The 25039-nt window shown below is 61.5% G+C and carries 27 protein-coding genes and 1 tRNA gene; 14 read left to right on the top strand and 14 right to left on the bottom strand.

The annotated features are described in order from the left end of the window. Positions 1-115: 115 nt before the first annotated feature. Positions 116-622, top strand: coding sequence for a hypothetical protein (locus tag HY556_02595; GenBank protein MBI4392672.1), 507 nt, complete (start codon positions 116-118; stop codon positions 620-622). Between the two features lie 108 nt (positions 623-730). On the opposite strand, the gene HY556_02590 is transcribed toward HY556_02595, so the two are convergent. Both HY556_02590 and HY556_02585 read right to left on the bottom strand, forming a co-directional pair. Further along, complete coding sequence (locus tag HY556_02590) at positions 731-1003, bottom strand: hypothetical protein (GenBank protein MBI4392671.1); 273 nt, start codon at positions 1001-1003, stop codon at positions 731-733. 197 nt (positions 1004-1200) lie between these two features. Next, entirely contained in the window at positions 1201-1764 is a 564-nt protein-coding gene (locus tag HY556_02585) for a thioredoxin family protein (protein MBI4392670.1), read from the bottom strand. A gap of 60 nt (positions 1765-1824) precedes the next feature. On the opposite strand from HY556_02585, the gene HY556_02580 reads away from it, so the two are divergent. Continuing rightward, complete coding sequence (locus HY556_02580; protein MBI4392669.1) at positions 1825-2106, top strand: NifU family protein; 282 nt, start codon at positions 1825-1827, stop codon at positions 2104-2106. A 677-nt stretch (positions 2107-2783) separates the two neighbouring features. Here the strand turns inward: HY556_02580 and HY556_02575 are convergent. Continuing rightward, positions 2784-4823 (bottom strand): sodium-translocating pyrophosphatase, encoded by a 2040-nt coding sequence (locus HY556_02575; GenBank protein MBI4392668.1) that lies wholly within the window; start codon positions 4821-4823, stop codon positions 2784-2786. Positions 4824-5036: 213 nt separating this feature from the next. Here HY556_02575 and HY556_02570 point away from each other — a divergent pair, with 213 nt between their 5' ends. The 4 genes from HY556_02570 (at position 5037) to HY556_02555 (ending at position 9003) form a co-directional block, all read left to right on the top strand. Next, complete coding sequence (locus HY556_02570) at positions 5037-5897, top strand: transketolase (protein ID MBI4392667.1); 861 nt, start codon at positions 5037-5039, stop codon at positions 5895-5897. Between the two features lie 13 nt (positions 5898-5910). Next, positions 5911-6765, top strand: a complete 855-nt coding sequence (locus tag HY556_02565) for a deoxyribonuclease IV (protein MBI4392666.1) — start codon at positions 5911-5913, stop codon at positions 6763-6765. Between the two features lie 148 nt (positions 6766-6913). Next, positions 6914-8026: a hypothetical protein gene (locus tag HY556_02560; protein ID MBI4392665.1), complete on the top strand. Its 1113-nt coding sequence runs from the start codon at positions 6914-6916 to the stop codon at positions 8024-8026. A 95-nt stretch (positions 8027-8121) separates the two neighbouring features. After that, complete coding sequence (locus HY556_02555) at positions 8122-9003, top strand: universal stress protein (GenBank protein ID MBI4392664.1); 882 nt, start codon at positions 8122-8124, stop codon at positions 9001-9003. 60 nt (positions 9004-9063) lie between these two features. Here HY556_02555 and HY556_02550 read toward each other — a convergent pair whose 3' ends face one another. Next, the gene (locus HY556_02550) at positions 9064-10911 is read right to left on the bottom strand and encodes a hypothetical protein (GenBank protein ID MBI4392663.1); all 1848 of its coding nucleotides are present in this window, start codon (positions 10909-10911) and stop codon (positions 9064-9066) included. 34 nt (positions 10912-10945) lie between these two features. Next, positions 10946-12439, bottom strand: coding sequence for an ATP-binding protein (locus tag HY556_02545; protein ID MBI4392662.1), 1494 nt, complete (start codon positions 12437-12439; stop codon positions 10946-10948). 107 nt (positions 12440-12546) lie between these two features. Here HY556_02545 and HY556_02540 point away from each other — a divergent pair, with 107 nt between their 5' ends. The 6 genes from HY556_02540 (at position 12547) to HY556_02515 (ending at position 18340) form a co-directional block, all read left to right on the top strand. Further along, positions 12547-13320, top strand: a complete 774-nt coding sequence (locus HY556_02540) for a hypothetical protein (GenBank protein MBI4392661.1) — start codon at positions 12547-12549, stop codon at positions 13318-13320. Between the two features lie 408 nt (positions 13321-13728). Then, a tRNA-Arg gene (locus HY556_02535) sits at positions 13729-13802 on the top strand. 147 nt (positions 13803-13949) lie between these two features. Next, positions 13950-15929: a DUF2075 domain-containing protein gene (locus HY556_02530; protein ID MBI4392660.1), complete on the top strand. Its 1980-nt coding sequence runs from the start codon at positions 13950-13952 to the stop codon at positions 15927-15929. Positions 15930-16198: 269 nt separating this feature from the next. Further along, positions 16199-16747 (top strand): PD-(D/E)XK nuclease family protein, encoded by a 549-nt coding sequence (locus tag HY556_02525; GenBank protein MBI4392659.1) that lies wholly within the window; start codon positions 16199-16201, stop codon positions 16745-16747. An 83-nt stretch (positions 16748-16830) separates the two neighbouring features. Beyond that, positions 16831-17550: a hypothetical protein gene (locus HY556_02520; protein ID MBI4392658.1), complete on the top strand. Its 720-nt coding sequence runs from the start codon at positions 16831-16833 to the stop codon at positions 17548-17550. Next, complete coding sequence (locus tag HY556_02515; protein MBI4392657.1) at positions 17525-18340, top strand: nucleotidyl transferase AbiEii/AbiGii toxin family protein; 816 nt, start codon at positions 17525-17527, stop codon at positions 18338-18340. Before HY556_02520 ends, HY556_02515 begins: the two co-directional genes overlap by 26 nt. A 214-nt stretch (positions 18341-18554) precedes the next feature. Here the strand turns inward: HY556_02515 and HY556_02510 are convergent, their stop codons facing one another. Further along, positions 18555-18833, bottom strand: a complete 279-nt coding sequence (locus HY556_02510) for a hypothetical protein (GenBank protein MBI4392656.1) — start codon at positions 18831-18833, stop codon at positions 18555-18557. A gap of 61 nt (positions 18834-18894) precedes the next feature. On the opposite strand from HY556_02510, the gene HY556_02505 reads away from it, so the two are divergent. Beyond that, the gene (locus HY556_02505) at positions 18895-19212 is read left to right on the top strand and encodes a helix-turn-helix transcriptional regulator (GenBank protein MBI4392655.1); all 318 of its coding nucleotides are present in this window, start codon (positions 18895-18897) and stop codon (positions 19210-19212) included. Between the two features lie 195 nt (positions 19213-19407). Here HY556_02505 and HY556_02500 read toward each other — a convergent pair whose 3' ends face one another. Then, a complete protein-coding gene (locus HY556_02500) occupies positions 19408-20193 on the bottom strand; it encodes a hypothetical protein (GenBank protein MBI4392654.1) in 786 nt (261 codons plus the stop codon). Next, the gene (locus tag HY556_02495; protein MBI4392653.1) at positions 20174-20797 is read right to left on the bottom strand and encodes a hypothetical protein; all 624 of its coding nucleotides are present in this window, start codon (positions 20795-20797) and stop codon (positions 20174-20176) included. Before HY556_02495 ends, HY556_02500 begins: the two co-directional genes overlap by 20 nt. A 414-nt stretch (positions 20798-21211) precedes the next feature. Here HY556_02495 and HY556_02490 point away from each other — a divergent pair, with 414 nt between their 5' ends. Beyond that, positions 21212-22108 (top strand): pirin family protein, encoded by an 897-nt coding sequence (locus tag HY556_02490; GenBank protein MBI4392652.1) that lies wholly within the window; start codon positions 21212-21214, stop codon positions 22106-22108. Positions 22109-22120: 12 nt separating this feature from the next. Here the strand turns inward: HY556_02490 and HY556_02485 are convergent, their stop codons facing one another. The 6 genes from HY556_02485 to HY556_02460 all read right to left on the bottom strand — a co-directional run bounded on the left by HY556_02485 (position 22121) and on the right by HY556_02460 (position 25036). Continuing rightward, positions 22121-23011, bottom strand: coding sequence for a DMT family transporter (locus HY556_02485; protein MBI4392651.1), 891 nt, complete (start codon positions 23009-23011; stop codon positions 22121-22123). A gap of 123 nt (positions 23012-23134) precedes the next feature. After that, a complete protein-coding gene (locus HY556_02480) occupies positions 23135-23332 on the bottom strand; it encodes a 30S ribosomal protein S27ae (GenBank protein ID MBI4392650.1) in 198 nt (65 codons plus the stop codon). Between the two features lie 5 nt (positions 23333-23337). After that, positions 23338-23685 (bottom strand): 30S ribosomal protein S24e, encoded by a 348-nt coding sequence (locus HY556_02475; GenBank protein ID MBI4392649.1) that lies wholly within the window; start codon positions 23683-23685, stop codon positions 23338-23340. Then, positions 23685-24167, bottom strand: coding sequence for a DUF359 domain-containing protein (locus HY556_02470; protein ID MBI4392648.1), 483 nt, complete (start codon positions 24165-24167; stop codon positions 23685-23687). Before HY556_02470 ends, HY556_02475 begins: the two co-directional genes overlap by 1 nt. Positions 24168-24192: 25 nt before the next feature. Beyond that, positions 24193-24372, bottom strand: coding sequence for a DNA-directed RNA polymerase, subunit E'' (locus tag HY556_02465; GenBank protein MBI4392647.1), 180 nt, complete (start codon positions 24370-24372; stop codon positions 24193-24195). 4 nt (positions 24373-24376) lie between these two features. Beyond that, complete coding sequence (locus HY556_02460) at positions 24377-25036, bottom strand: DNA-directed RNA polymerase (GenBank protein MBI4392646.1); 660 nt, start codon at positions 25034-25036, stop codon at positions 24377-24379. Between the last annotated feature and the right edge of the window lie 3 nt (positions 25037-25039).

Here is a 25039-nt window from a genome sequence, read left to right as displayed (position 1 = left end):
AACCACAGTCGCCAAAAAGGCGGAAACGGCCCGTTGTGGGCCTACTTGAACCCTGATTAGGGCTCGGTGGGCGGCACAAGAGAGCATTAAAGGGCAGCGACGCCGCTTGCCGCTCGTGGCGATCGACCTCGTCCAGGAACTCCTACGGTTCCAGCTCGGCCAATTCCAAGTATACGGCTTGTTCTTCCTCCTGGGCACGCTCACCGTCGCCGCTTGGAGCGACCTGAAGCACATGTCGGCGCAGAGCGAATTCGTGGAAGTTTGGGGAGCGATCCTTGTGGCGTTTGTCCTCTTGGACCTGAATCGGACCGGATTCGTCGCGGACACCGTCTTTATGGCAAAATGGGGACTCATCGCGGCCCTTTCCATCCTATCGTGGGAAAAGATCGGCGTATTGTTCAAGGTCGCCCCGGCAGACGTGTTCGCGATGGCGGCCACCGCATCGCTCCTGTCGCCCCTTCTCGTCGTCGCATTCTATGGTGTGACCAAATCAATCTCTATCCCGCTAGGTCGGTTGCTTTCGGGCGGGCGCTCGTCCTATCCGTTTTTGCCCGTGGCGTTGATCTCCACGGCGGCAGTGCTCTCCTGCGCGTTTGCCCTTGGATGGGCCGCCAGCATCTGACGTTTTTGGGAAAGCCTTGGCTTGGATTTTGCCGGCCCATCTATCGGCGGAGGCCGCGGCCACGCGCACCATCGTCGGCGGGCGTCCCTTGTTGGGCTCGATCCCACTTCACTGGATCGGCTTTCCGGGCGGCGGTTTCATCGTCGGCGGCCTGGATGGCGCATCTTCCCGACTTCCCGCGGACTCTGAACTGAATAGGTCCACCGAAAGGCCTCCTCCTGCGACCGCGGCGAAAAGCGCGCCGATGATCGCTAGGCCGAAGACCGAAGGCCCGTCGGGCTCACCGAAGTTGAATGCCTGCTGTATCTTCCACAAGGCGTAGATGGCGCCTGACGCGCTCAACAGCCCTGCGAAAAGCGACACCGTCCGTTCATGACGCATAGGTTCACCACGGAGGCTTCGGCGGGATTTCGGCTAATAAGGTTCACGTACAGACGTAGAATTGTAAGGAGCAACCTCCTGAAATCGGCGGAAAAGGGCGAAATATCACCGGGGCAAACCCATGATGTGATCGAGCCATACATACGCGTGACTTTCCGTTTCCGGTCCGCGCACCTGCCGATGCTGTCGTCGCGCCGTCAAAGGAACTTCGGTTCCTTGTCCCACTTTATGGAGCAGCCAAACGCCGGTGTTTCCTCAAGCCCGACGGGTCTTCCGGCGAACAACGCCTCGATCGCCTCCCTTAGTTCGTGGCGCTTCACCTGCGTCGCATCGCGGTTGTCGTCGATCCGGCCTTGGTAGGCGAGCCTTCGGTTGTGGTCGAAGAGGAAGACGTGGGGCGTGCACTGGGCCCCAAAGCTTTCGGCGACCTCCTGGCTTTCGTCTCGCACGTAATGGAACGTGTAACCCTTCGCCTTCGCCCTCTCGACCATGTGAGCGAAATCGTCCTCCGGGTAGTTCTCGATCTCGTTGCTGTTCACCGCGACGAAATCTAGTCCGCGCGCCACGTAGTCGCGGCCGATGGCGATGAGCCGCTCCTCGTACGATTGGACGTACGGGCAGTGGTTGCAGCTGAAGACGACGAGCAACGCCTCGCCCTTGAAATCGGGGAGGGCATGTGTCTTCCCGTCGACGCAAGGAAGGACGAACGGCGGCGCGGCGGAGCCGATCTTCAGTTTGTACCTCTGCGCGATTGTGACCATCCGCGTGTAATCGGGCACAATGGTTATAAACGATAAGCATCAATGGTCGCTTGAGTGACGATGGAGACTACTGCCGAACCTGGAGCACCCCAAGGGGCTCCAAAGCCCAAGAAGAGTTTTCAGGAGCGCGTCGAGGCCGTCATCGAACAGATCCGCCCCGCGGTCAACATGGATGGCGGCGACCTTGAGCTCGTGAAAGCGGACGAAACGAGCGGCACGGTGGACATCCGTATGGTCGGAGCGTGCTCGGGTTGTGGAATGAGCCAGATGACGCTTCGGATGGGCATCGAGCGGATACTCAAGGCCAGGGTGCCGGAAGTCAAGACCGTGAATGCGGAGTAGGAGGTCATGGAAGCCGTCGCTTCTCCTGATAACCGCGCTTAAGAAACGTATCCATGTGAATCTCCAACTCCTTTAGTGCTGCCGAAACATCACGTCGCGCTTTTTCAACAGCCCCATGATCCCCAGCAGCTCGTTCTTCCGGAAGGCAAATCCGCGCTGCCCTACTGAACTTGATGAGCGCCCTTCGCTGAAGGGGAAAACGAGCGAACCGTGGGACGCACAATTCCAACCATGACGGATGCTCTCGGGCCAGAGCCTCGTCCGAAGAGTCTCTAGTTGAGAGATTCGCGAAGGCATGCAACGTGGACGCACGCTCAAGCATTTCTCTAACGTCATCGAAATCAGATTTCAAGACGGTGAGCCCTTGGTCCAAGAGCTCGTGGCGCGCAGCCGAAACGGTTTCGTACCAGACGGCTAGAGCTGAAACGAACACCGCGCCCACAAGGGTTGCGATGCCGACGTCAGAAAGTCCTACTGCCCACCCGGCTCCCGCGCTCGCTAGTGCGAGTATGACTGCAAGCGCAAGTTTCCTATGAGAACCCGGTGGGAGACCAGTGCGCCGATGCAGCCAAGACTTCCCGGACCCTGGGCGCGAACGCCAGTCGTCGTCTGGTAGTTCGTCAGGTAAAGCTATCCAAGCCACGCCTCAGGATAGACGCGCCGCAGGATTAGCCTTCTCATGACCATCCCGGTATGTATGCCGCGATCGTCAACCCGGCGAGCAAGGGCGCGAGGAGCAGACTCACCGTGTTGATGACCTTTATGAGGCTGTTTATCGCGGGTCCCGCAGTGTCCTTCGCAGGGTCGCCGATGGTGTCTCCGATGACCGCGGTCTGATGCGCGGGGCTCTTCTTTCCACCGTGGTTACCCTGTTCGATGTACTTCTTGCCGTTGTCCCATGCCGCGCCCGCGTTGCAGAGCGTGTAGGCTAGAAGCTGTCCGGTGAGGATGCTTCCGACGAGGAAACCTGCCAGGGCGAGAGGTCCCAAGAGAAGCCCGATGACTATTGGTGGGATGACTGCGATGGCGCCGAGCCTTCCAAGTTGCCGGATGGCCGCTTGCGTCGAGATGTCGACACACCTTGCGTAGTCTGGCTTCGCCGTCCCTTCCATGATACCGGGGATCTCACGGAACTGGCGGCGAACTTCCTCGACCATGAGGTTCGCACTTCGGCCCACCGCCTGCATCGCCCACGCGGAAAAGACGAGCGGCACCGTCGCTCCGATGATGAGGCCGACGAGGACGGGCATAGCGAAGAGGTTCACGTCCCCGAGTTTTGCCTCTTGCGTGAACGCCGTGAAGAGGGCGAGGGCACTGATCGACGCGCTAGCGATCGCGACCCCCTTGGTCGTCGCCTTCGTTGTGTTTCCAACAGCGTCGAGCGCGTCGGTGACCTTACGCACGTCGGATGACATTCCGCTCATCTCGGCGATGCCGCCGGCATTATCGCTTATCGGCCCGTAGCTGTCGATGGACATGATGATGCCGGTCACCGAGAGGAGGCCCATGGCGGCAAGTGCAATGCCGTAGATCCCCGCGAGTTGGTAGGAGATGAGGATCGCCGCGGAGATGGTGAGGATCGGGAGTATCGTGCTTCGGAACCCGATCCCGAGGCCGAAAAGGACGTTCGCCGTGGGGCCGCCGTTCGAGAGCTCGGCGAGTTCGCGCACCGGCGGCTTGTCGGTGGACGTGTAGTAAGCCGTGATGTGGCTGATGATGATGGTGGTGAGTATCCCGACGGAGGCCGCGAGGAAGTATTGCACCCCGTTCGGCTGCCCCAGCGTCGCCACGTAGATAAGGATGGCCGAGACGCCCGCGGCGACGTATATCCCCACGTTGAGGGAGGGCCAGATCTTGGCCTCGGTCTTTGGGCGCACGAAGACGCTGCCGAGGATGCTCCCGGCGATGCCGCCGGCCGCGATGATGAGTGGGAGCAGCACCACTTCGTCGCCGACGACGAACCCGTTCAGGGTCTTTCCAACCGTGAGCGCTCCGAGAATCATCGCCGCGATCAAAGTGACGACGTAGGATTCGAAGAGGTCGGCACCCATGCCGGCGCAGTCGCCGACGTTGTCGCCGACGTTGTCCGCGATCACGGCGGGGTTACGGGCGTCGTCCTCCGGTATTCCCGCTTCGAGTTTTCCCACGAGGTCCGCCCCGACATCCGCGACTTTCGTGTAGATTCCGCCGCCCACGCGGGCGAAAAGCGAGATGAGCGAGGCTCCGAACCCGAATCCGATAAGGAGGTTCACGTCGCGAAGCACCATGTAGAGGCCGGCAATCCCGAAGAGCCCTAGCCCTACGATGGCCATGCCCGTGACGGTGCCGCCCGAAAAAGCCAGGTCCATGGCGGGCCCGACGCCGCGTTCGGCGGCGCGCGCGGTGCGGACGTTCGCCCGGATGGCGATGAGCATGCCGGCATACCCTGCGAGCGCCGAAAGGACGGCTCCAAGTATGAAGGCGCCGGCGGCCACGGGACCGAGCGGCGGGTAGACGGCTAAGAGGACGGCCACCGCGACAGCGATGATGGCTATGGTCCTGTACTGGCGCGCAAGGTACGCCATGGAGCCTTCACGGATGGCTTGTGCGATGGCCTTCATCTTGTCGGAGCCCTCGTCCTGCCGGAGTATCCTCATCGTGAGGTAGATCGCGTAGACGAGTGCGACGCCGGCGGCCGCAAGGGACAGTTCCAAGGCGTAGGGGGTGAGGTCGGCCATTCTTTATCTTCCCGTTACGCGCCGCATACTTCGGGGCTTTTTATACTTTTTCCGCAGCGCCGAATCCCGAAGCGACCCCGTTCGGGCCCGTATCTCGAGTGCCGCGGTGCCAGTACGTCGGTCAAGCCCGGTTTTCTCCACGTGGCGCCGGTTTTGGCCCGGACGGGGGACCAAACACATTTAGCGTGATTGGCGTCATCTCCCCCGGCAGCCTTGACTGAACATTCCGCGAAGAAGATCAAGGGACTCGAATCGAAGGCCGTCGAGATCCGCAAGCACGTGATCAAGATGGTCCATGCGGCCGGTTCGGGGCACCCCGGTGGGTCCCTTTCCTCGACCGATTTCATCACGGCGCTCTACTTTGAGAAACTCCGCCACGACCCCAAGGACCCCCAATGGCCCGACCGCGACCGCGTCATCATGAGCAAGGGGCACTCGTGCGCCGCCTGGTATGCAGCCCTGGCGATGAACGGGTACTTTCCCGTCGAGGACCTCGTGACGTACCGGAAGATCAACAGTCATCTCCAGGGCCACCCGTCGATGCGAAAGACCCCAGGTGTGGACATGAGCACGGGAAGCGAAGGCAATGGCCTTCCTGCCGCCGTCGGGATGGCGCTCGCGGGGAAACTCGACAAGAAGGATTACCAGGTCTATTGCATCGTCGGCGACGGCGAGTGCGACGAGGGGCTCATCTGGGAGGCCGCGATGGCGGCCGCTCATTACAAGCTGGATAACCTTACCGTGTTCCTTGACCGGAACATGCTGCAGATCGACGGCCCGACGGAGGAGATAATGTCGATCGAGCCCATCGGCGACAAGTGGCGCTCGTTCCGCTGGAACGTCTTGGAGATCGATGGCCACGACATGCACGCTGTCCTTGAGGCCGTGGACAAGGCCAAGGCGCACAAGGGCGGCCCCACCTGCATCTATGCCCACACAGTGAAAGGCAAGGGCGTCTCCTTCATGCAAGGTTCGCTGTCTTTCCACGGCAAGGCGCCAAGCGATGCGGAATTGCACAAGGCATTGACGGAGTTGGAGCAGCAGGAGCACCAGATAGCCGCGAGGACGGTCTAAGGGCGGTCCTTGCATGGTGCTTCTAGGTGCCCACACTTCGATCGCGGGCGGTGTCGCCACGGCCCTCGTCAAAGCGAAGGAGCTGGACTGCGAATCAGTGCAGATCTTCACCAAGAACCAGCGCCAATGGGAGGCAAGGCCCTACGAGCCAGAAGATATCGCCCTCTGGAGGAAACTGCTGAAAGAGACAGGCATCAAGAGGCCGGTCGCGCATGCCGGCTACCTCATCAACATGGCCTCGCCCGACACGGGGCTACGAGCGAAATCCGTCGCTGCGTTCATCGACGAGATCCGCCGGTCTGAGCTGCTTGGTCTCCATGGCTTGATATTCCACCCGGGAAGCCACACGGGCGCGGGGGAAGAAGTCGGGTTTGAAAACGTCTCGGTGAGCGTCAACGAAGCGCTTGCGGCGACAAAAGGGGGGAAGACCATTGTGCTTCTCGAGAACGCCGCGGGCCAGGGGACGAATGTGGGCCGCAGGTTCGAGGACCTCGCGACCATGATCGACAAGATACATGACAAGAAGCGCGTCGGGGTTTGTTTCGACACGTGCCACGCGTTCGCCGCCGGGTACGACCTAAGGACAGAGACGGCGTACGAGAAGACGATGGGGTCCTTCGATGCCTTGCTAGGCACGAAGCTCATCCAGGCGTTCCATCTCAATGATTCGAAGGGCCCGTTCGACGGTCGGCTCGACCGCCACGAGCACATCGGCGAAGGCGGCATCGGGAAGGAAGGGTTTCGTACGCTCCTCAACGACGCGAGGTTCAAGGATACGCCCGGCAACATCGAGACGGACCCCGAAGAGGACGAGCGCATGCCGGGCTTTCGACGCGACCTAGCCGCCCTGAGAGCCCTTCGTCGCTAGCGGCTGCTTGAAAACGGGCCGGAGCGCGACGGCTTCTGCACGCTTCGCGGCTACCCGAGGCGAGAATCGATGTCCCTGCTCCGTGGAGGATGTTCAAGGCATCCGACTAGACTGGTTTTATAGGAAGGCCGGTATAAGCACCTTCAAGATGAGATCCAGCGCCCTCGTAGCCTGTCTCATTATGGTCCCGGCGGTCCTTTCCGGGTGCATCGACACGGGGGACGTGACCACCGGGGACCTCGTCACGACGCCACCATTGGCGACGGATATCGCCGGCGGGCCCGTCCACAATTTCACCGACGAGGCCGGTAACGAATTCTTTGTAGAACGGCCTTTCACGGCCTACTTCACGCCCGACCACGGCTTTGACAGCGTAAGACCCGAAAGACAGGTCGCCGTCGCCGTCGACGGCGTCCAGGAGTTCACTTCCGGCAATTTCCCGCACCCGTGGTTCACGAGCCCATCGGGGAACAACATCCATTACATCGAGCCCTTGAAGGCCACCATGACCTTCACGACCGACAAGATCGTGACTTTCCCGCCTCTCGATCCGACGAATCCCCGGCCGGTAGCGTTCGTCTTCAGCGGCTTCGAGGACAGCTACGTGGCGGGGGCCACGTTCGACCTGCCGCAGACACTCGCCCCGGGGCAACTGGTGACCGTGACCGCAAGCCTCGAACTTCCCCGAGGGGGCTTCATGCACGAGAAGGGGAACCGGGGAAACATCGGTCTCGCCGTCCTTTCGACCTCGGCCGGCAGCGGCGCCCAAGGAGCACAGCTGCAACTCGTCACGGGCGGTCCGCAGGCATCCTCGGTGACGGGTGTGTACATGCTGATGCCGTTCAACACGACGGACACCTACTCGCAATCCGGAAACGTCGCCAAGAGCGTGAACGCGACCGACCAACAACCGATGCTCCTACACGAGTTCCAAGTGACGAACGAGACGCGGCGGGCCTCCTTCGGTCTCACCTACCGGGGCCCATCGAAGGTCATTCCCTCCATGTGGGTCACGGGGCCCGACGGTCGCATGGTGATGGGCACGTTCTCGCCCGTACAGGCGCAGAAGATGACCCTCTACCGGCCGAACTTCAACGAGGCGGGTTTCGGGAAGTACAAGGTGTTCTTCTCCTGGGACACGACGTTCGGGGGCGAACCCACCATGAATTTCGGCTTCGAGCACGACGTACTCACGCATCTGCCGCCGGCGCCGCCGTCGGGTGGGCCCAACCAGACGACGTCGAGACCCAGCACGTTCTGAAAGGTTTGCTGGCTTCAGAAGATCGGGTAAGCCACCTGGGGCCGATGTTGGTGCTTCGTCGTCCCCGTTAATAATCAGGACGGGGATTCGCTGCCGTGCTCTTTCGCCGCATCCTCGTCCCCGCCGTTTCTCCGCGCCTTTTGCGCACCGTCGAGGGTCTCCTGCCGCGCCTTGTGCGCGGCGACGGCGAAGTGATGCTCCTCAACGTCATCACCCTCCCGACCGAGAGGCGACCGGGGTACGTCGCCGACCGCGTCGAAGAGGCGGGGGAACTCTTGGAGGAACTGTCCGCCTCGATCGAGGCCCGGGGGGCCGTCGTCCGGTCCAAGATAATGCTTGCCCGCTCCGAAGCCGCCGCCATCATTCACGAATCCAAGGCCGGCGGCCACGACCTCGTGGTCCTCGGATCGACGGGAAAGGACAGGGGCGAGCGGCTCCTACTTGGAAACCTCGTCGACGACGTCGTCCGTGGCAGTCCCACTAACGTGATGGTCGTCGACTACAAGAAGCACACACAGGTCGATGCTACGCGCGTCCTCGTCCCGACGGCCGGTTACGACCACTCCGTGTTGGCCACTCAAGTGGCCGCCGCACTAGCGAGTCCACGGGGGGATGAGCCCCGCTCTAGACCGGGCGACGCAGCTCGCGCGGCGTCCGTCCGGAAAGGTTCGGTGACCCTTTTCCACGCGGCGTCGCGCGGCGCCCCGTCAACTCGCGTGAACGAGGTCCTTCGATCATGTGCGATGATCCTCGACGCCGAGGACGTACCCTATGAGGAGGCGGTGACCGAATCCAGCGACGCCGCCCGGTCGATCCTTTCCTACGCCCGCAAGGCCCGATCCACGATGCTTGTGCTGGGCGCGACTCGGAAGCCAAGTGCGCATCAGTTCCTTTGGGGGAGTACGGTGGATCGAGTGCTCAAACGCTCCCCATGCCCTTGCCTCGTCGTAAAGGTCGGGACCGGTGGACGGCATTGACGTCGGTCGCGTAGGCCCGCCCCGAAGCGGCCGGCGCACAGGTCCCCTTCGCTCAAGGGTTCAGGCCGGTATTTCCTGCCACTGCCTCGTCGCACGACTGAATTCGGCGAGGCTCCTTTGGGCCAAGTCGCCCGGGTCGACGCGAAGGACACGGCCCTTGCCTTGTGAGGCTATGGATTCCGCCGCCTCGACGTACGTGGGGTCCTTGGCCTCCAAGAGCACCTGGACGAAGTAGGCGCCCGGAAGAGAGCGGAGTCGGCGCGATGAATCGAGCGCCGAGCGCATCGCTTTCTCGGGAAAGCCCGCAAGATCCTCGCCGCCCTCCGTGTGCGCCTCGGGGAGGCCGTCGGTCACGAGGTAGAGGAGTTGCCTGTCCTTGCCTTCCCGCTCCAAGAGGTCCGACGCCATCCTCAGTGCCCTCCCCGTGTTCGTGAAGCCCCGTGGCTTGAGGTTCCACGCCTCGAGAAGGTCGATCCTACGCACGTCCGTCCTCATCACGAGGACGTCGACGATGTTACGCGGGTTCGATCGTTTTACGGCGCTGTGGAGCGCCAGGACCGCTCTTTTTGCCGCGAGTATCCGTCCGTTCTCTTCCATGCTGGCGCTCGCGTCCATGACTAGGACCGCGTGTGTGACGGCGGAGCGTATCTCGCGGTGGATGATGACGTCGTCGTCGAACATGTGCTTCACGCGCGGGTGGTTCAACCTCGCGGAAACGAGGGATTCGGCTATGTCCATCCTCGACATGTCTTCGCGCGAGAGAAGCGGCGAGCGCTCGTAATCGCCTTCACCCTCCGCCGTCCGACCGAAGCCGCTTCGTTTGCCGCTCCTGGCGGACTTCGTCTCCGCTGCGAGTACGAGGTCTGCGAACCTGTCGATGAGCCGGTGCGTGATCGTGATGTTGCCTTCGGTCTCCCGGACGAGGCCCGACGCGAGCAGGTCCTCCACGACCTCTTGGCGTAGTCTCTCCCTGGGCGCGTTCGAGGCGAGTTCCCGTAGTCTCTTTATCGCCGCCTCGCGTTCACGTTCGATGCGGTCAAGCTCGCCTTGGGTCTCGGCTTCCTCGGCACGGCGCCGCTCATCGAGGCCCGCGAGGTTCTTTTCCAACTCCTCCCGTTGCCGCATCATCTCGCGTTCCTTCTCGGTGAGGCCTTTCTCCACCTCGTCCTCGATGAACCGGCGGAGGATGGATTCGTCGTCTTCGAGGCCGAGGAGCTTACGCCACCAGAGAGAGAACCGGTCTCCCGCCCTGAGTTGGCCCATTCGTTGGCGCACCAGTGACCGGACATCGTCGCTTGATCGCAACGCGAGTCCGACCCGTCCCTCGATCTCGGCGTAAGTTCCCGCGAGGCCTCGAAACGCTGCTATTGTGGTGCGCCGTGCCCGTCGTCGTAGGCCTAGGAACGAAAGGAACGATCGCCAAACGCGTCCGATGGCGGCAAGAATTCCCAGAATGAAACCGAGGAGCACGTCGATCGGACCACGTTTCCGTTCTTCGCCTGGGCTTGCCGACAAAGTGAGTCGGACGAGGTCTCCGCCAAGTAGCGCGCCTCGCAATTCAGCGTCCCGGGAGGCAAGAAGCTCTCGAAGCCGCTCTTCTGCCGACTTCTTCGCCTCGCTCACGGTGACGAGTTTCTGGCCCGATTCCGCTTCCGCCCTTTTCCGCCTCTCCTCGAACTCCTCGAGGAGTCGGCGCCGTCTTTCTGCGGCGAACGCCTCCATACGCCGCTTCACGTCCTCGAAATGCGCTCCCAGGCCGCCTTGTTCCTTTCGTTCCTCAAGGAACCTGTCGATCGCACCCGGGCCTTCTTCCGCAAGGCGTCTTACGAGTTCCAATCTCTCTTCGCTCGTGAGGTGGAAGGCGTCCTCCCAGGAAAGACAATCGGGGATGTGGGAGAAGACCGTCAACCCCCAGCGAGAACTCGCCTTCGCATCATGGCCCTCAGATCTTCGCCGGGTCCTTGTCAAAGACCTTGAGTTCGTCGAAGAGCGCTATGGTGCCTGCGACGTTTCCCGGGACGTCAGCCTTTGTGGCGCGCTCCATGCGCCCCACGTGGTCGGCGAACCGCTTGTAGCGCGTGTGCGGGCTGTGGTCTCGTAGCGCCTCCACCTGTTTTTCTGCGTCCATGGTGACTACACTTCGCACCTCCTTCAACACCCTCTCCGCCTCCGCCCGGTCCTTCTTCAACTCGCCCTCGAAGAACAGGCACCAGTGGGTGACGCAGGAACGCTCCAACGAGCGTCGCCAGGTCTTCTCGACGAACTGGTCGACGATGGAACGCGATTCGTCGAGGCTGTCTGAGCCGCGTGCCCTGATGCGGCCCCGCATCGCCTCCTTTATCCCGCGGCCGAAGTCCTCGGCCCTCAAAGCGCTGCTTCCGGCGAGGACGGCAAACGATTCGGAACGGCGTAGGACGTCGATCATGCTCCTGTTGCTTCCCACCTCGTAGAGTTCCGGGAGGCCTTGGCTGGTCTTACGCCACTCCTCGATGAGGTGCACACTCGCCTCGCGAAACACCCATGGGATCTTCACGGCGTTTTGCGCGCTGAACGCCACTTCAACGATCCGCATGTTCTTCGAATGGTCCTTGTTGAAGGGAACCTGGAGATTCACGAGGCGATCGTTCAACGGCTCGCTGATGTTGTCGAGGTCGTCGAGGTTGGACGTAGTGACGGCGATGAAACTCGCCGGGAACGTTTCCCTTGATTTCGCCGGCGTCACGATCCGTTCTTGGAGTGCTTGTAGAAGGACGTTTTGCGTCCCCCTCGGTAACTTCCCGATCTCGTCGATGAGGAGAACGCCCCTGTTTGCCTGCAAAAGTTTCCCAGGCTCCAACACCAAGGGCGACGTGGGGTCGCCCAACTCTTCCAATTTCGAGAGGTTGATAGAACCGGTGAGATTGTCCGGGAACACCTCGGGTGAGCCCTGGACCCGCGCGAAACCATAACCCTCTCTCAAGTGCAGCCGCTTCACGGGCACCTCGTCCGGTTTCACCGCCTTCGGGTCGAATTCGCCGAGTTCTTGGAGTGAAACGCCACCGTACCTCGTCTTGCAGTAGGGGCATGGGGGGGCCGTCTTCGAGAACTTCTCGTCCACCAGCGAGAACGGGTCATCTTGCACGGGGCAGGTCTCCACCGCGACACCTTCTTTGGGATATAGTTGCCACACGTCCTTCGCAAGTGTCGTCTTCCCGCTACCGGGGGGCCCGATGACGAGAAAATTGTTCCCGGAAAGGAGCGCCGACGTCACGGTCTCCAGGACGTCAGAATCGAGTATCGTGTTCGGGAAGAGCGCTTGCATCGACTCTTCGCGGGAGAACCCGTCGGAGTGAAGCTTGCTGAGTGAAGTCAGGATGGTCTCGCGTAGCATCTCGCCTGGGGTCTTCGGCTTCAAGCCCTTTTCGAGAAGGCTACGGGCAGTCTGTTTCGGCGGCATCGACCTGCCAACGGCTAACCCCGCTTTACACTTTAGGCGCCATGGGCGGGTCCCGCGACCGTCCCCCACAAGAAGGTTTAAGGCGACTTCCTGTGCTGGACCAAACGATGGCGGCCCATCGGAGCCCTCTTGCATACCTTGCGTTGGCCCTCATGCTTCTCTCGGGATGCGTGACCCAGCAAAATGACGACCCGGCGGCGGGGACCACGCCACCGACTACCTCAAGCGAGCCATTGGCGCCGATCAAGACCACCTTCACGGACCGACTCGCAGGAACGCCCGTCGCGCCCGGCGAGAAGATCCACGAATTCGACGTCGAGGCGCGCGTCGTCGACATCAAAGCCGACCTCACATGGGCATCGGCGGCATCCGCGCTCTCTTTCTCACTGCTCGACCCCTCGGGAAAGAACCAGGGATCAGGCTTTCCAGAGAGCGACACGAAGAGCTCGGTGGCGACCGTCGAGCCGCCACTACCGGGCAAATGGAAGATAATCGTCCGCACCCAACGGGCAGTCGACGAGGCATACACGGTCGCGATCACTCTCACGCGTGAAGTGGTCACAACCGCCGAACTGAAGGACACCAAATCAATCGCGGCGAGGCAATTCCTCGAAGCCAACCTCGTAATGGAAGAAAACGCGACCCTCACCTACAAGTGGAAAGTAGTCGAGGCGGACGGAATGATATACTTCAACGTCCACAGCCACAAGGACGGCGTGACCACCAACCACGTGGAAAAGACCGCCCATGAAGGGGAGGGGACGTTCACTGCCATGAGGCGGGACATTTTCAGCCTGCTGTGGGAGAACGAAGGGGTGGCGCCATTGAGCGTCGAATACACCGTGGCCGGAGCATTCAGGGTGCACTCGGTGGGCGGGTAACAATAACGCTCGCCAGCATCTAACGACGTCACCTCCATTGGTCGCATCCCCGGAGGAATCTGCCAACCATCTCGAACCGCAGGGACACCGTTATATCTGGGCAGGGAATCCGGCCCTTACACGCGGCTTCGCCTGAGGGCGAACCCGCGTGCCCTCGTGGACTCGGCCCTTCGGGCCTCGTCCCCGGGGCTTCGCGGAGCTTCGCTCCGCTTCAGGCGCCCGTAGTCTAGCTTGGATAGGCACAGCACCCTTTTTGCCGTCAAGCGGCAAAAAGCGGCGCAGGGAAGCGAAGCTTCCCTAGCCCCAGCGGAACTGAAGGTTCCGCTAGGGTGCACGGAAAAACTCCGGCCAGCCGTTCTGAAAAGCAAGGGCAACGTTATATCGAGGTACGGAATCCGCCCCCTTACTGCGCCCGTAGTCTAGCTTGGATAGGACATGAGGTTCCGGACCTCAGGACCCGAGTTCGAATCTCGGCGGGCGCGCTAAGAGCAATTGCGACGCCACCCGCCTCGCCCGATCATGGATCTCGGTATTACGGGGTCCAGGCGACGCAAGCATGACCGGACGTTCCTCCGCGTCATCGCGTCGATCCCAGCCTTCATATCGGCTGCCACCCTTCGACGGGACGGATGGACCGGGCTTTTTACTCCAGCGAAATCACGGACTTCTCCAAGGCCGATGGGAGCGCAATCCTCGACCGTCTGGCCGCTGAGGCAAGCCAAGTCGGCCTTCCACCAACGGAAGCGCAGCTTGCCGCATGGCGTGAAGAGGTGGGTTTTCTTCAGGCGGCACTCGGGAACATGGATGGTGCCATCTTTTTCGAGTACGTGATTCCCAGGATGGGCCGTCGGATTGACGTTGTGCTGGTTCTCGACTCTGTGATCCTCGTTCTGGAATTCAAGGTTGGCGAGAAGACGTTTCCTCGCCATGCCATTGAACAAGTTTGGGATTATGCGCTAGACCTCAAGAATTTCCATGAGGCCAGCCATCACGCCTTCATTGTACCGGTCCTGATCGCGACAGGCGCGAGCGACCCCGAGTCGCCTGTTCTTTCCGAAAGGTTGAACGACGGTCTGTTCGACCCGATTCGCGCAAACCTCCGGACATTCGGACCCACCATGCGTCAAATCCTGGCCCGGGCGCCGGGTCTGCGAATAGACCGGCGGGCATGGACGTCCGGTCGGTATCGGCCGACCCCAACAATCATCGAGGCGGCGTGTGCGCTTTACGGGAATCACTCTGTAACCGAAATCGCGAGAAGCGACGGCGGCGCGGTGAATCTTTCCGCGACATCGCATCTTCTGTCCGAAATAATAGATTCCGCCCGGGGGGAATCGCGCAAGGTGATTTGTTTTGTCACAGGCGTCCCCGGCGCGGGCAAGACGCTCGTCGGACTCAATGTTGCGACCGAGCACATGGATGCCAAGAGCGAATTGCATGCAGTATATCTGTCCGGAAACGGCCCACTCGTCAAGATACTGCGCGAAGCGCTTGCCCGTGACCAGAAGCGACGGTCGGACGAGGCCGGGCACTCGGTCCGACTCGGGGAAACGCGGAGCCGCGTTAAGGCGTTCATTCAAAATATCCACAATTTCCGGGATGAATGCCTGAAGGACGACGGGCCCCCGATCGAGCGCGTCGCAATCTTCGATGAAGCCCAGCGTGCGTGGAACCGGAAGCAAACAGCTGCGTTCATGAGTCGCAAGAAGCAGCGTCCGGGGTTTTCCATGTCAGAGCCGGAATTCCTCATCTCGTGCCTCGATCGGCACCCGGATTGGGCAGTCGTGATTTGTCTCGTAGGCGGAGGCCAAGAAATAAACACGGGCGAGGCCGGGATAAGCGAATGGATTGAATCACTTAATCGATCTTACCCCGATTGGGGCATTTTCATTTCGCCGCGCTTACATGACACCGAATATGCGGCGGGACGAGCGATCGATTCACTTGGCCCGCGACCGAACGTGACGATGAAGTCGGAGCTCCACCTTGCCACGTCGATGCGTTCGTTTCGAGCGGAGAACGTTTCACTGCTCGTGAAGCAGATCTTGGACGTCGATTTGGATGGCGCCCGGCGTTCGATTCGGCAAGCCGACCGCTATCCGATTGTATTGACCCGGAGCTTGGGTACGGCCAAGTCATGGCTGAAAGAGAAGGCCCGAGGGTCGGAGCGGTACGGAATAGTTGTCTCTTCGCAAGCCGAGCGGTTGAAACCGCATGCCATCCACGTTCGATCGCCGGTCGATCCCGTGCATTGGTTTTTAGATGGAAAAGAGGACGTCCGGTCCTCGTACTACTTGGAGGACGTAGCCACGGAATTTCATGTTCAGGGATTAGAACTCGATTGGACGTGCGTTGCATGGGACGCGGACTTACGATACCATGAGAAGGGTTGGGATCATTGGTCGTTTCATGGCGATCAGTGGAAACGGATCAAGTCACCCGAAAGAAAACTCTATCTGAAGAACGCCTACCGCGTACTCATGACGCGTGCCCGGCAAGGGATGATTATTGTTGTCCCAGAAGGGGACGCGGCGGACGCCACGAGAAAGCCGGAATTCTACGATCCGACCTTTGGGTACCTGCAAGACGTAGGATTGCCCGTAGTATGATTTCCGCCGGCAACAAAATTCTTTTTGGCAAAGACACACGATGGACCGACGGCGCTGGCGCCGACGCGTTCTTTACGGGCTCTGGATATCGCCTTCCTCTGGGAAGAGTGTAAGCGCTGCTTCTACCTCAAAGTGGTCCAGGGGATCCGTCGCCCGCCATCGCCCTTCCCCAAGATCTTCACGACCATCGATGCCGTCGCGCAAGCCGGGCTTGCGCACGGCGCGGCGGAACCCAAGGTTCCGCCAGCGCTGCGATGAAGGCGCGTTTCATGGGGACGCGGACGGACGACCTTGGGCTGGGGCTGCCGCCCGGACGGTTCGCCCATGCGGGGCAGTGGGTGGAGAGCCAACCGATAATCATCGGCGAGTCGCGCGGGATAGTCCTGAGAGGCATCTTCGACACCCTGATCAAGTTCGACGACGGGACCTACTGCGTCATCGACTTCAAGACCACGGACCCGAAGGACGCACACATCGCGCTCTACGCGCGGCAATTGCACGCCTACGCGATTGCGCTCGAGAAGCCGGCGGCGAGGCAGTTCGCGGCCGCGCCCGTGAAGCGCATGGGGCTGCTGTGCTTCTCGCCGGCGACATTCGACGCCAACGCGGAGGGCAAGGCGTCCTTGGACGGGTCGCTAACGTGGGTGGAGATGAAGAGGGACGACGAAGCGTTCATGCCCTTCCTCGACGACGTTGCCCATGTCCTGGCCCTCGACCCGCCACCGCCGGCCGGCGCAACCTGCCGATGGTGCGCGCGGGGCAGCCTCTGTTTTGAAGTCTCGACCAAGCCCAAGCGTAGTTATCTGCAAAGTATTTAAATATAAGGAATCACGGATATCTGTGGAGTAGATGAACTGTGTCAAATGCAGATAAGTGGTCTAGTCCAGCCCGCGACACCGTGATGCGCCACCTGCTAGGCGCCGCGGGCCGATCACTCTCGTTACCTCGCTACTCCAGGGAAGCCCTTCGTTCCGTCAACGCGCTCGCCATGACGGCGAAGACCGCCTATTCGTGGGCCCACCAGATCACCCATGAGCTCGCGTCAGCGCGTCTCATCGATCTCGGTCCGCCGATCACCGTCATCGACGCGCCCGCAACATATCGGTGGTGGGCGGACCATAGAAAACCGGCCCGCGGGTTCGGCTTCTTCGTGCCGGATCCCGTAAAGGCGCTCCTCTTGTTGGATAAAGCGCCAGTGCCGCTCCACATGTACGATGGAGAAGACCTCGTGTCGCTTACCGCCATGGCCACCACGTACTACGCCGAGAACGCGTACGCAGGCCACCTCTTTCCGCGACGCATGGATGTGTACATACCCGCCGACCTCGACTACCAGGCAGCAAGCCTCGTCGAGGATGGAGGTTTCGTGTTTCGAGCCAGACGCCTCATCCTCGAAGAGGCGGGCGGACAACTCGGTGGCTCGAACTTCCGCCTGATCCCGGCCCCGTACAGCCTAGTCCGTGACGAGCGCAGCGTCCGAAAGGTCGGCGGGAAAGAGATTCCCGTCGCCCCGCTGCCGCAAGTAATAGTTGATCTCCTCCAGGAAGGCGGCAGCGCCGCCGAGGCCGCCGAACTCCTGATCGAACGTGAGCACCATGTCGCCAACGCCCGTGTACGATAATCTCCTGACCAGGGAGAGCGAAAGACGCCTGAGCGCCCTCGTGAACGATCTCCCCACCCCGGTCGCGCTAGCCGGGGGTCACGCCGTCCGCCTACGTGTAAGAGACGGGTGGCAGAACGCGTTTGGTCAGGAATACTTCGGAAGCCGGGACATCGATCTCGCCTATTTCGTGGACCCGCTGTGGTCCTCCGACGTGTTCTCAAAAAGTGCGGCGGCAAAGGCCCCGCACCGCCTGCGCGAACTGGGGTTCGAGCCTTCGGGCGCTTTCCGTTTCCGGCTGGTGTTGGATGAACAGGGGGAGGCCTTGGGCGTCGAGCCCAAGGTGGGCATCGAGGACGTGCACTACCATCTGCTCTACGTGGACCCGATGGTCACCGCGAGGCACCCACTCTCTCGCAAGATTCTCGGTTTCGACCCAATCGACGAGCCCCTTCTTGCCACGGCCTTCACCGAGGAGGATCCCGACCCGCGGGCCTCCGGCTTTGCGCCAAGCGTGTGCCTTCCCTCCACGCCGCTCCTCGTCGCCACCAAACTCCACAGTTTCCCCGACCGGACCAAGGACGACAAAGCGGTGAAGGACCTTTGCGATCTGTTTGCCCTTGCCGCCCACGGAGGCTCCGACGCGCTCGCCATGCGAAAGGCCGTGCACCGGCTCTTACCCGACGCCTCGACCAGGGTCCGGACCGTCCTCGGCAGCCAATACTTGACAAAGGCTCTTGGTCATCTGGACGTTTCCCTCAACGACTATCGGGCCGTCGTCGCTCCACTGGCCTTAGCGCCAAAACAGTAAACAACCGATGGAACGACGCACTTGGTTTACCGGCAAATCCAAGCGATAATCTCGGCGGGCGCGTTATAAACTAAACGTGATAATATTTTTCCAAGAAGAAGCGCGGAAACACATTACGCCCTCGGCTGAAAAGGCGTTCGAACTTGGATTTGCCCGTAACACGGCATCCATCGGCGGGACGGAATCCGATGTCCGACGTTGCGCCGCGCCAGCATCATTTCGGCAGCCACGCGAAATCCTTGTGCTCGCGTATCCTGTCGTAGACGTCGAGCCGGAGTCGGGTGTTGACGTAGACCGCCTTCCCATGGGCTGTGCTTTTTGGCACCAGAACGCCATCCCGGATGAGTTTCTCCACGGAGTCTCGGATTTCGCCCAATTCATGACTGGGGAAGCCCTTCACCAGGTTGTCAATGAGGATGTGGCCGGCGCCGACGCGGCCGTGTCGGTAGAGTTTGAAACAGATGGCGGCCTCTCGCGCATCGAGCCTTCGCACGACGGGACAAGGGCGTACATCTAAATAGTTTGACGTATACAGTGCTTTACGTTGATGTAATATGGGTTTTGCAGAGATGTTCGGGGAGAGTCCGCGGAACAGGCTCCTCGACTTTCTGGGAGACCACCCGAGCATGGACTACCCGATCACAGAACTCGCGGAAGCGACGGGAATATCGAGACCCACGATCTACGCGGACCTGTCGGAACTCTTGGCCCAGGGCTTGGTCGTGGAAACCAGGGTACTGGGTCGGTCTAGGCTGTTCAAGTTGAACACGGACCACGCGGTCGTAAGGGAGGTCCTTGTGGCGGATATTGATCGTATCCGGAATCCGATTCCGGCGGGCTCGGGCAGGAGCGACCGAAAGGGTCGTCGTTAGGTTCCGAACCGCGATCATGAAAGGGACGCGGCCTATCGTCTTTGTCGTGGCGTTACGGGCAAATCCAAGCGATAATCTCGGCGGGCGCGTCATAAAGTAGTACGGATAATATTTTTCATGAGGGAAACCCGTGAATCAATCCGAATTCCGCGCAAAACCTGGTCGAACTCGGACTTGCCCGTAGCTCGCTCTTTTTCATGATTTGGGCAGCTCGTTCTCCAGATCTCGTAGCAGCGTCTCGGTGGCCCGGTCGCCTCCGGCCAGGTCGAGCGCGAAATTCATCAGCTGTGGGGCCACGTTTTCAAGCGGCGCCCGGAGAGCTTCGCGAAGCCCGAATTCTGCCGAGATTTCGAGAGAGTCCGACAGCTTGCACGCGGCCGAGCAAAGGAAGGCGATGTCATAGAGATCCTTGCCCGCCTTCCGATAGTAGTAGGACTCCGCTTTCGCCCTGACGATACCGCGTTCACTCGGGTGGAGCCCCGACATGACGAGCGGGTCGCGTAGTGCTTGCCACGCCATGTCGCGGTCGTGGAACGACTTCAATTTCATGAAAGCCAATGCGGAAGCCGTTGGCACGCGGGCTTGAACGGTCTCTGTCTCAAGGACCAACTTTCGTCGAAGGACGCGCCCGGCAAGCAGGCCTCGTGGAACGTAACCGAGGTCTGGTTCCCCGAAATCCGGGTCCTGTCCAAGAATGGAATTGAAGCCGTCGAGGCTCAATGCCTCCAACTGCGCGCCTTGCCCCGTCGTGATGCCTGTCTCGGAAGCCAGCCGCTCGACTACGACATGCCCAGTAGCGTCGGGAAAGAAGACGTCTGTATCCGCACTCGGCACACGGGACCCATAGGCGTACACGGCCCAACCACCGCCGAGGACGTACTCCGTCTCCCATTCCTCGAGGCGCGATATCACGAGGCGGACGACCTCGTACGCCCGGGGGTCCACGAGCTCGCGGTGCGCATCACCTGGCCGCCGCCCCATGCGTCACCTTCGCCCTGTCTAACAAAACTCGTTCCAGGAACTGCGCATGTGCTCCACCCTCGGGGTGAGCCCGGCAATCAATGAGCGTCTGGAAGAGGTCGGTGATGGGGACGCCATCTCTCTCCCGCGTCGGGACCTCGCCGAGATTCTCGGCGTAGAGGTTCACGCGGTAGCGGCCTACCGTTGTGAGGGCTCTCACGCGCGGGGCATCGGCCCGTCGGACGTAGACGTCGATTGCATAGCGCGGCTCAAAGAATGTCCACTCGTTCGCGGCGGACAGCATGCAGAGCGCGTGCGGAATGCGTCGTTGGCTCAAGACCTGAGAGAAGCCGCGAGCATCCAAGGCAACCGCGCCTTCATGTACGGGCTGGATGCGGGCGATGCGATGGGCCGCGAGCACTTGCAAGAGCCTCACGCGATCGATCCGATGGCCGCCGTCCACAGGGGTCATGACTCGGTGGAACCGCAAGTGGCGGATCCATTGGTGCACCGTCGACGCTGTGGTGCCGGGTTCGTGCCAGAGACGGGTCGATCGGACGGGCGCATCCGTTTCCAGGAAGAGGCGCTCGCAGTAGTGAATGAACCCGCGCGAGCGTCCAGCCATAATACGTCTTAGGACGTAATAATATATAAAGAATACGCCTTAAGGCGGAAAACCCTTCCACGAACAGTCTCGGAATCGCGCAATTGGCGAGCGCCGACCAGGGGCGCGGACCAAGCAAAGTGAATTTCCGGGCGACGCCACCGCTGCACCCCAACCCGCCATCAGAGTCCGGATGTCCATGCCGGCAAATCCACGCGATAATCTCGACGGGCGCGCTCACTATCAGGAATCTTGCAGAGTTCGAGCGCACGCATGGCCGCGGCCACGTAACGTTGGAGACTTCTGGCCTCCGTAGGGGAGCTCGGGGCTCCCGTCGGCCTAGCAGAACCTTGGGTTCCGCTCCGGTCCTCGGCGCGCCCCCACCCTTCCAGTAACTCAGCCTCTATATACCGTGTCCGCCGAATCCCTATTGTTATGGCCGCTGCGAAGAAACCGACCCGCCCCGTCGCTGAGATCCTCCCCGCTCGCGCCGCAATCGAAGGCGCCGGTGTCCGCCTCAAGCGCGCCTTCGGCCACGACCAGGTCCCTCGTCTCGACCCATTCCTTCTCCTCGACGATTTCCGCTCGCAAAACCCCCTCGATTACGTCGCGGGGTTCCCGTGGCATCCCCACCGCGGGATGGAGACGGTGACGTACATGCTCGACGGTCGGGTGGATCACGAGGACAGTATGGGGAACAAGGGCACGATCGGCGCGGGCGACGTCCAATGGATGACGGCGGGTAGCGGCATTGTCCATCAGGAGATGCCAAGACCGGCCTCTGGCACCGGCATGGGCGGGTTCCAATTGTGGGTGAACCTTCCGGCGCGAAAGAAGATGATGCCGCCGCGTTATCAGGAGATCAAGGCGCCCGAGATCCCCATCATCGCGACGCCCGAGAAGAGGGCGCGAGTGATCGCCGGCGAGTTGGCGGGCGTCAAGGGGCCGGTCCGGGACATCGTCGTGGACCCCTCGTATCTTGACGTGACCCTCGGACCTGGCGCGACGTTCGAACACGCGATCCCGAAGAGTCACACAACGCTTGCTTACGTTCTAGAAGGAAGCGTCGATTTTGGCGAAGGCAAGGAGTCCGTCGTCCCGCAAGAGCACTTGGCGATCCTCGGAGCAGGAGACACCGTTCGCGCGACGGCAAGACCGAGGCCGACACGTTTCCTCCTGGTCTCTGGAAAACCCTTGGGCGAGCCGGTCGCTTGGTGGGGTCCCATCGTCATGAACACGAAGCGGGAGATCGAGACGGCGCTCGAGGAGTACCGCGAGGGGACGTTCATCAAGGAGACAGGCTCGGGCGCCTCGCGACCGCGTAGGACGTGAGGGGACTCCGCCTTAAGGGATCGGCGGCCCGGGTGGAGCGCCTTTCTTCTCAGTCGCTACGATCGCGACGGCGGCCAAGATGAGGCCGGCGCCCGCGTATTGGGCGATCGTGAGGTTCTCCCCAAGGACGAGGAATGCGAGGATCAGCGTGCTCACGGGCTCAAGGGTGCTCACAAGCGCCGCCTTCGGGGCGCCGACGAGGGGGAGCCCCACGTAGAAGGTCCCGATGCTCAAGGCCGTGCTGACCACACCGAGCACCACGAGCTCGGACCAGACGCTTGCGCTCGTTGGGCCGTGTAGGCCACCGCTTGCCAGGGCGGTCGCCGCGAACATGGTGGTCGCCCCGAGCATGAGAAACCAGGCCACCGAAAGGCCGTCCCCGGATCCGATTATCCTGCGCCCGGCGACGATGGTGGACGCGTAAAGGAGCGCGGAGGCAAGGCCCAAAACGACCCCCACGATGGGCGCTTCGCCTCCCGGGGCGAACGCCATCAAGGCGAGCCCCAAGACCGAGAGCGCGAGAGCCGCCAAGCCACGCCGCGTCAAAGTCTCGCCGAAAAGTATCGCGGAGAAGGCCGCGACGAAGACGGGACTCAGGAAAAGGAGGAAACTCGCGATGGCCGCCGGAAGATAACGAAGTGACTCCGTGTACACGCCCGATGTGCCGTACTGCCCGACGGCGCCAAGCGCAAACGCATACGCGATCGTGCGGCGCCGTAGCTTCTTTCCCCTGCCGAACAAGACCAAGGGCGCCACCGCTAGCCCCGCGATGAGCCAGCGCCAGAATAGAAGGCACAGGACGTCGAGGCCACCTTCGAGCACGAGTTTGCTCAAGACGGCGACGCCACCGAAAGACACCGCGGAGACGACGATGAGAACGATGCCGTTCCGTTCAATGCGCACGGGTCCTTCGAAGCGCGACGGGCTCTTAGAGGTGACGACAACGCCGAGCCCGTAAGCGTCCGCTGGGAAGTGAGACTCGAAGGAAAAAAGGAGGCCCGCCGAAGCGGGCCCAGATATGCTGGTCTATTGTTTCTTGAACTCGGTGTAGCCGCAGTTCCCGCATGAATTGCGGTCCTTGTGCTCCGCCAGGAACACGCCGGGGCCGCACTTGGGGCAGGATTTCCGCGTCCGGACGAGCTTGTTCCCCTCTATCTTGTAGAGTTGGGCCTTTCCGCCCTGGATCTGCTTTGTCGCAGGGCCTTTCTTCGGTGGGGGTGCCATCTATCTCACTTCCTCGCCGGTTTCGCGGGTGCCGCCGCCGCGGGCGCCGCTGCTTTCTTCTTCTCTGGCAGGCCTTCGAACTTGTTGCGCTTCAACAGGTAATGGCGTTCGAGGTCAGCTGCGGCCTTGGGGCTCGGGTAGACCTTGGCGTAGCCGACCGTCTCTGCTTTCCCAAACTCGCTTTCCATCTCGTCGACCACGACGTTGGCCTTGTTGGTGTTCAAGAGACCTGCAAGCTTCTCGCGCACCTCGTCCCGCTTCGGAGTCGTGCCCTTCGCGTGTTTCACCACGAAGTGCACCTCCTTGCGGTTCAAGAGCACGTTCTCCTTCTGGTTCTGTATCTCTATCTCCATCATTCCACTTCCATTCGTTGTAATATGGATCTCACCCGCGCTCTCACGGCCGCGTCCACCGTGATGAGGACGACCCCCATCTCCGGTTGCCCGTAGGCGATGACCGTCCCGTTGGGCGCGAGCATCAGCGCGGGAAGGGCCGCGAGGTCCTCCTCGCCGTCGACTTCGATCACCGTGTGGCCGTTTCCCGATAGCGACGAGGCGACCGCCTGCCACAACTCATCGGTTATCCGGGCCGCGGGGTTTTGCACCTTCACCGTCGTCGCTTGGAGCCCCGCGAGCCGGGCGCGGAGCCGCTCCATGTCGCCGCTTCGCCTCGTCTTGAAGTCGACGACCATGACGCGAGGCACGAGGCCCCCTTCGAGGAAGGACTCCGTGGTCACGTCGCCCACGGCGACGAGCCACGCGGTCTTCTTGACGGCCTCTACCGCTTCCTCGGTCGTGTACACGCGCCCGAGAGGCTTCGTGAGTTCGTCACGCATCCCATCGGGGAGTCGGTACAGGTGTTCACCTTACTTTGAGAGCGTATTTTCCGGGTGCGTCGATGTTCATCTTCTTGGCGAGCACACTGCGTTTCGCATCGATGACGACGACGTATCCGGCCCAGTCCTTGCTGAGGTTCGTCCCCCGGCAGGACGGGCACGATTCGCCTTCCGTGATGAAATGGCAGTCCCGGCAGGCCTTCATCGCCTTAGGCCTCCTTCTCCTTCGTCTCGGCCACCGACGCCTCTTTTGGGGCCTCAGCGGGCTTTGGCTTTTTCGCCTGGCCGCCCTTCGGTTTCTCCGGCAGGGGTTGACCGCTCTTCTTGGCGCGGTCCTCGTCGAGCCACTCCTGCTTTCCAAGGCCCGGTTGGCGCATCGTGAGACCGATCTTCGATTCGCGAGGCGAGAGTTCGTTGAGGCTCACCGTCACCAAGCGGGCCCGGATCTGGTCCCCGATCGAAAGCGTGCGGGCGGTCTCCTTCCCGATGAGACGTTCGTTCTTCGTGTCGACGTTGAGGTAATCGTTCATTATCTGGCTCATGTGCAGAAGTCCGTCGAGCGGCCCGAAACGCACGAACGCCCCGAACTCCACGACTTCGCAGATGGTGCCCTCGACGATCTCACCGACCTCGGGCTTGAAGACGACCGCGTCGTACTTGACGCGCTGGTATACTGCGCCGTCGCCGTGTATCACGCGGCCCTCGCCCTGTCGAACGATGTTCATCGCGACCACCACGAGGCCGTGGCGCTTGGTCATCCTGCCCTCGAAACTGCGCCGCACGAGGAGCTTCGTCACCTCTATGGGGTCGTTTCCGAGTTCTGACGGGGGGATGCGTACGGTGTCTTCCATTGGGACTATCGAGTACATTTC

The organism is Euryarchaeota archaeon (assembly GCA_016207515.1).
GTDB lineage: Archaea > Thermoplasmatota > SW-10-69-26 > JACQPN01 > JACQPN01 > JACQPN01.
This window is presented reverse-complemented; position numbering and strand designations above follow the sequence as displayed.

What these genes read in the sequence shown, in the direction of transcription:
- HY556_02590 (MBI4392671.1), bottom strand. Translation starts at nt 1,003, where the DNA reads ATGCGTCATGAACGGACGGTGTCGCTTTTCGCAGGGCTGTTGAGCGCG.
- HY556_02585 (MBI4392670.1), bottom strand. Translation starts at nt 1,764, where the DNA reads ATGGTCACAATCGCGCAGAGGTACAAACTGAAGATCGGCTCCGCCGCG.
- HY556_02580 (MBI4392669.1), top strand. Translation starts at nt 1,825, where the DNA reads ATGGAGACTACTGCCGAACCTGGAGCACCCCAAGGGGCTCCAAAGCCC.
- HY556_02575 (MBI4392668.1), bottom strand. Translation starts at nt 4,823, where the DNA reads ATGGCCGACCTCACCCCCTACGCCTTGGAACTGTCCCTTGCGGCCGCC.
- HY556_02565 (MBI4392666.1), top strand. Translation starts at nt 5,911, where the DNA reads ATGGTGCTTCTAGGTGCCCACACTTCGATCGCGGGCGGTGTCGCCACG.
- HY556_02560 (MBI4392665.1), top strand. Translation starts at nt 6,914, where the DNA reads ATGAGATCCAGCGCCCTCGTAGCCTGTCTCATTATGGTCCCGGCGGTC.
- HY556_02545 (MBI4392662.1), bottom strand. Translation starts at nt 12,439, where the DNA reads ATGCCGCCGAAACAGACTGCCCGTAGCCTTCTCGAAAAGGGCTTGAAG.
- HY556_02540 (MBI4392661.1), top strand. Translation starts at nt 12,547, where the DNA reads ATGGCGGCCCATCGGAGCCCTCTTGCATACCTTGCGTTGGCCCTCATG.
- HY556_02530 (MBI4392660.1), top strand. Translation starts at nt 13,950, where the DNA reads ATGGACCGGGCTTTTTACTCCAGCGAAATCACGGACTTCTCCAAGGCC.
- HY556_02525 (MBI4392659.1), top strand. Translation starts at nt 16,199, where the DNA reads ATGGGGACGCGGACGGACGACCTTGGGCTGGGGCTGCCGCCCGGACGG.
- HY556_02520 (MBI4392658.1), top strand. Translation starts at nt 16,831, where the DNA reads ATGCGCCACCTGCTAGGCGCCGCGGGCCGATCACTCTCGTTACCTCGC.
- HY556_02515 (MBI4392657.1), top strand. Translation starts at nt 17,525, where the DNA reads ATGTCGCCAACGCCCGTGTACGATAATCTCCTGACCAGGGAGAGCGAA.
- HY556_02505 (MBI4392655.1), top strand. Translation starts at nt 18,895, where the DNA reads ATGGGTTTTGCAGAGATGTTCGGGGAGAGTCCGCGGAACAGGCTCCTC.
- HY556_02500 (MBI4392654.1), bottom strand. Translation starts at nt 20,193, where the DNA reads ATGGGGCGGCGGCCAGGTGATGCGCACCGCGAGCTCGTGGACCCCCGG.
- HY556_02495 (MBI4392653.1), bottom strand. Translation starts at nt 20,797, where the DNA reads ATGGCTGGACGCTCGCGCGGGTTCATTCACTACTGCGAGCGCCTCTTC.
- HY556_02490 (MBI4392652.1), top strand. Translation starts at nt 21,212, where the DNA reads ATGGCCGCTGCGAAGAAACCGACCCGCCCCGTCGCTGAGATCCTCCCC.
- HY556_02480 (MBI4392650.1), bottom strand. Translation starts at nt 23,332, where the DNA reads ATGGCACCCCCACCGAAGAAAGGCCCTGCGACAAAGCAGATCCAGGGC.
- HY556_02475 (MBI4392649.1), bottom strand. Translation starts at nt 23,685, where the DNA reads ATGGAGATAGAGATACAGAACCAGAAGGAGAACGTGCTCTTGAACCGC.
- HY556_02470 (MBI4392648.1), bottom strand. Translation starts at nt 24,167, where the DNA reads ATGCGTGACGAACTCACGAAGCCTCTCGGGCGCGTGTACACGACCGAG.
- HY556_02465 (MBI4392647.1), bottom strand. Translation starts at nt 24,372, where the DNA reads ATGAAGGCCTGCCGGGACTGCCATTTCATCACGGAAGGCGAATCGTGC.
- HY556_02460 (MBI4392646.1), bottom strand. Translation starts at nt 25,036, where the DNA reads ATGTACTCGATAGTCCCAATGGAAGACACCGTACGCATCCCCCCGTCA.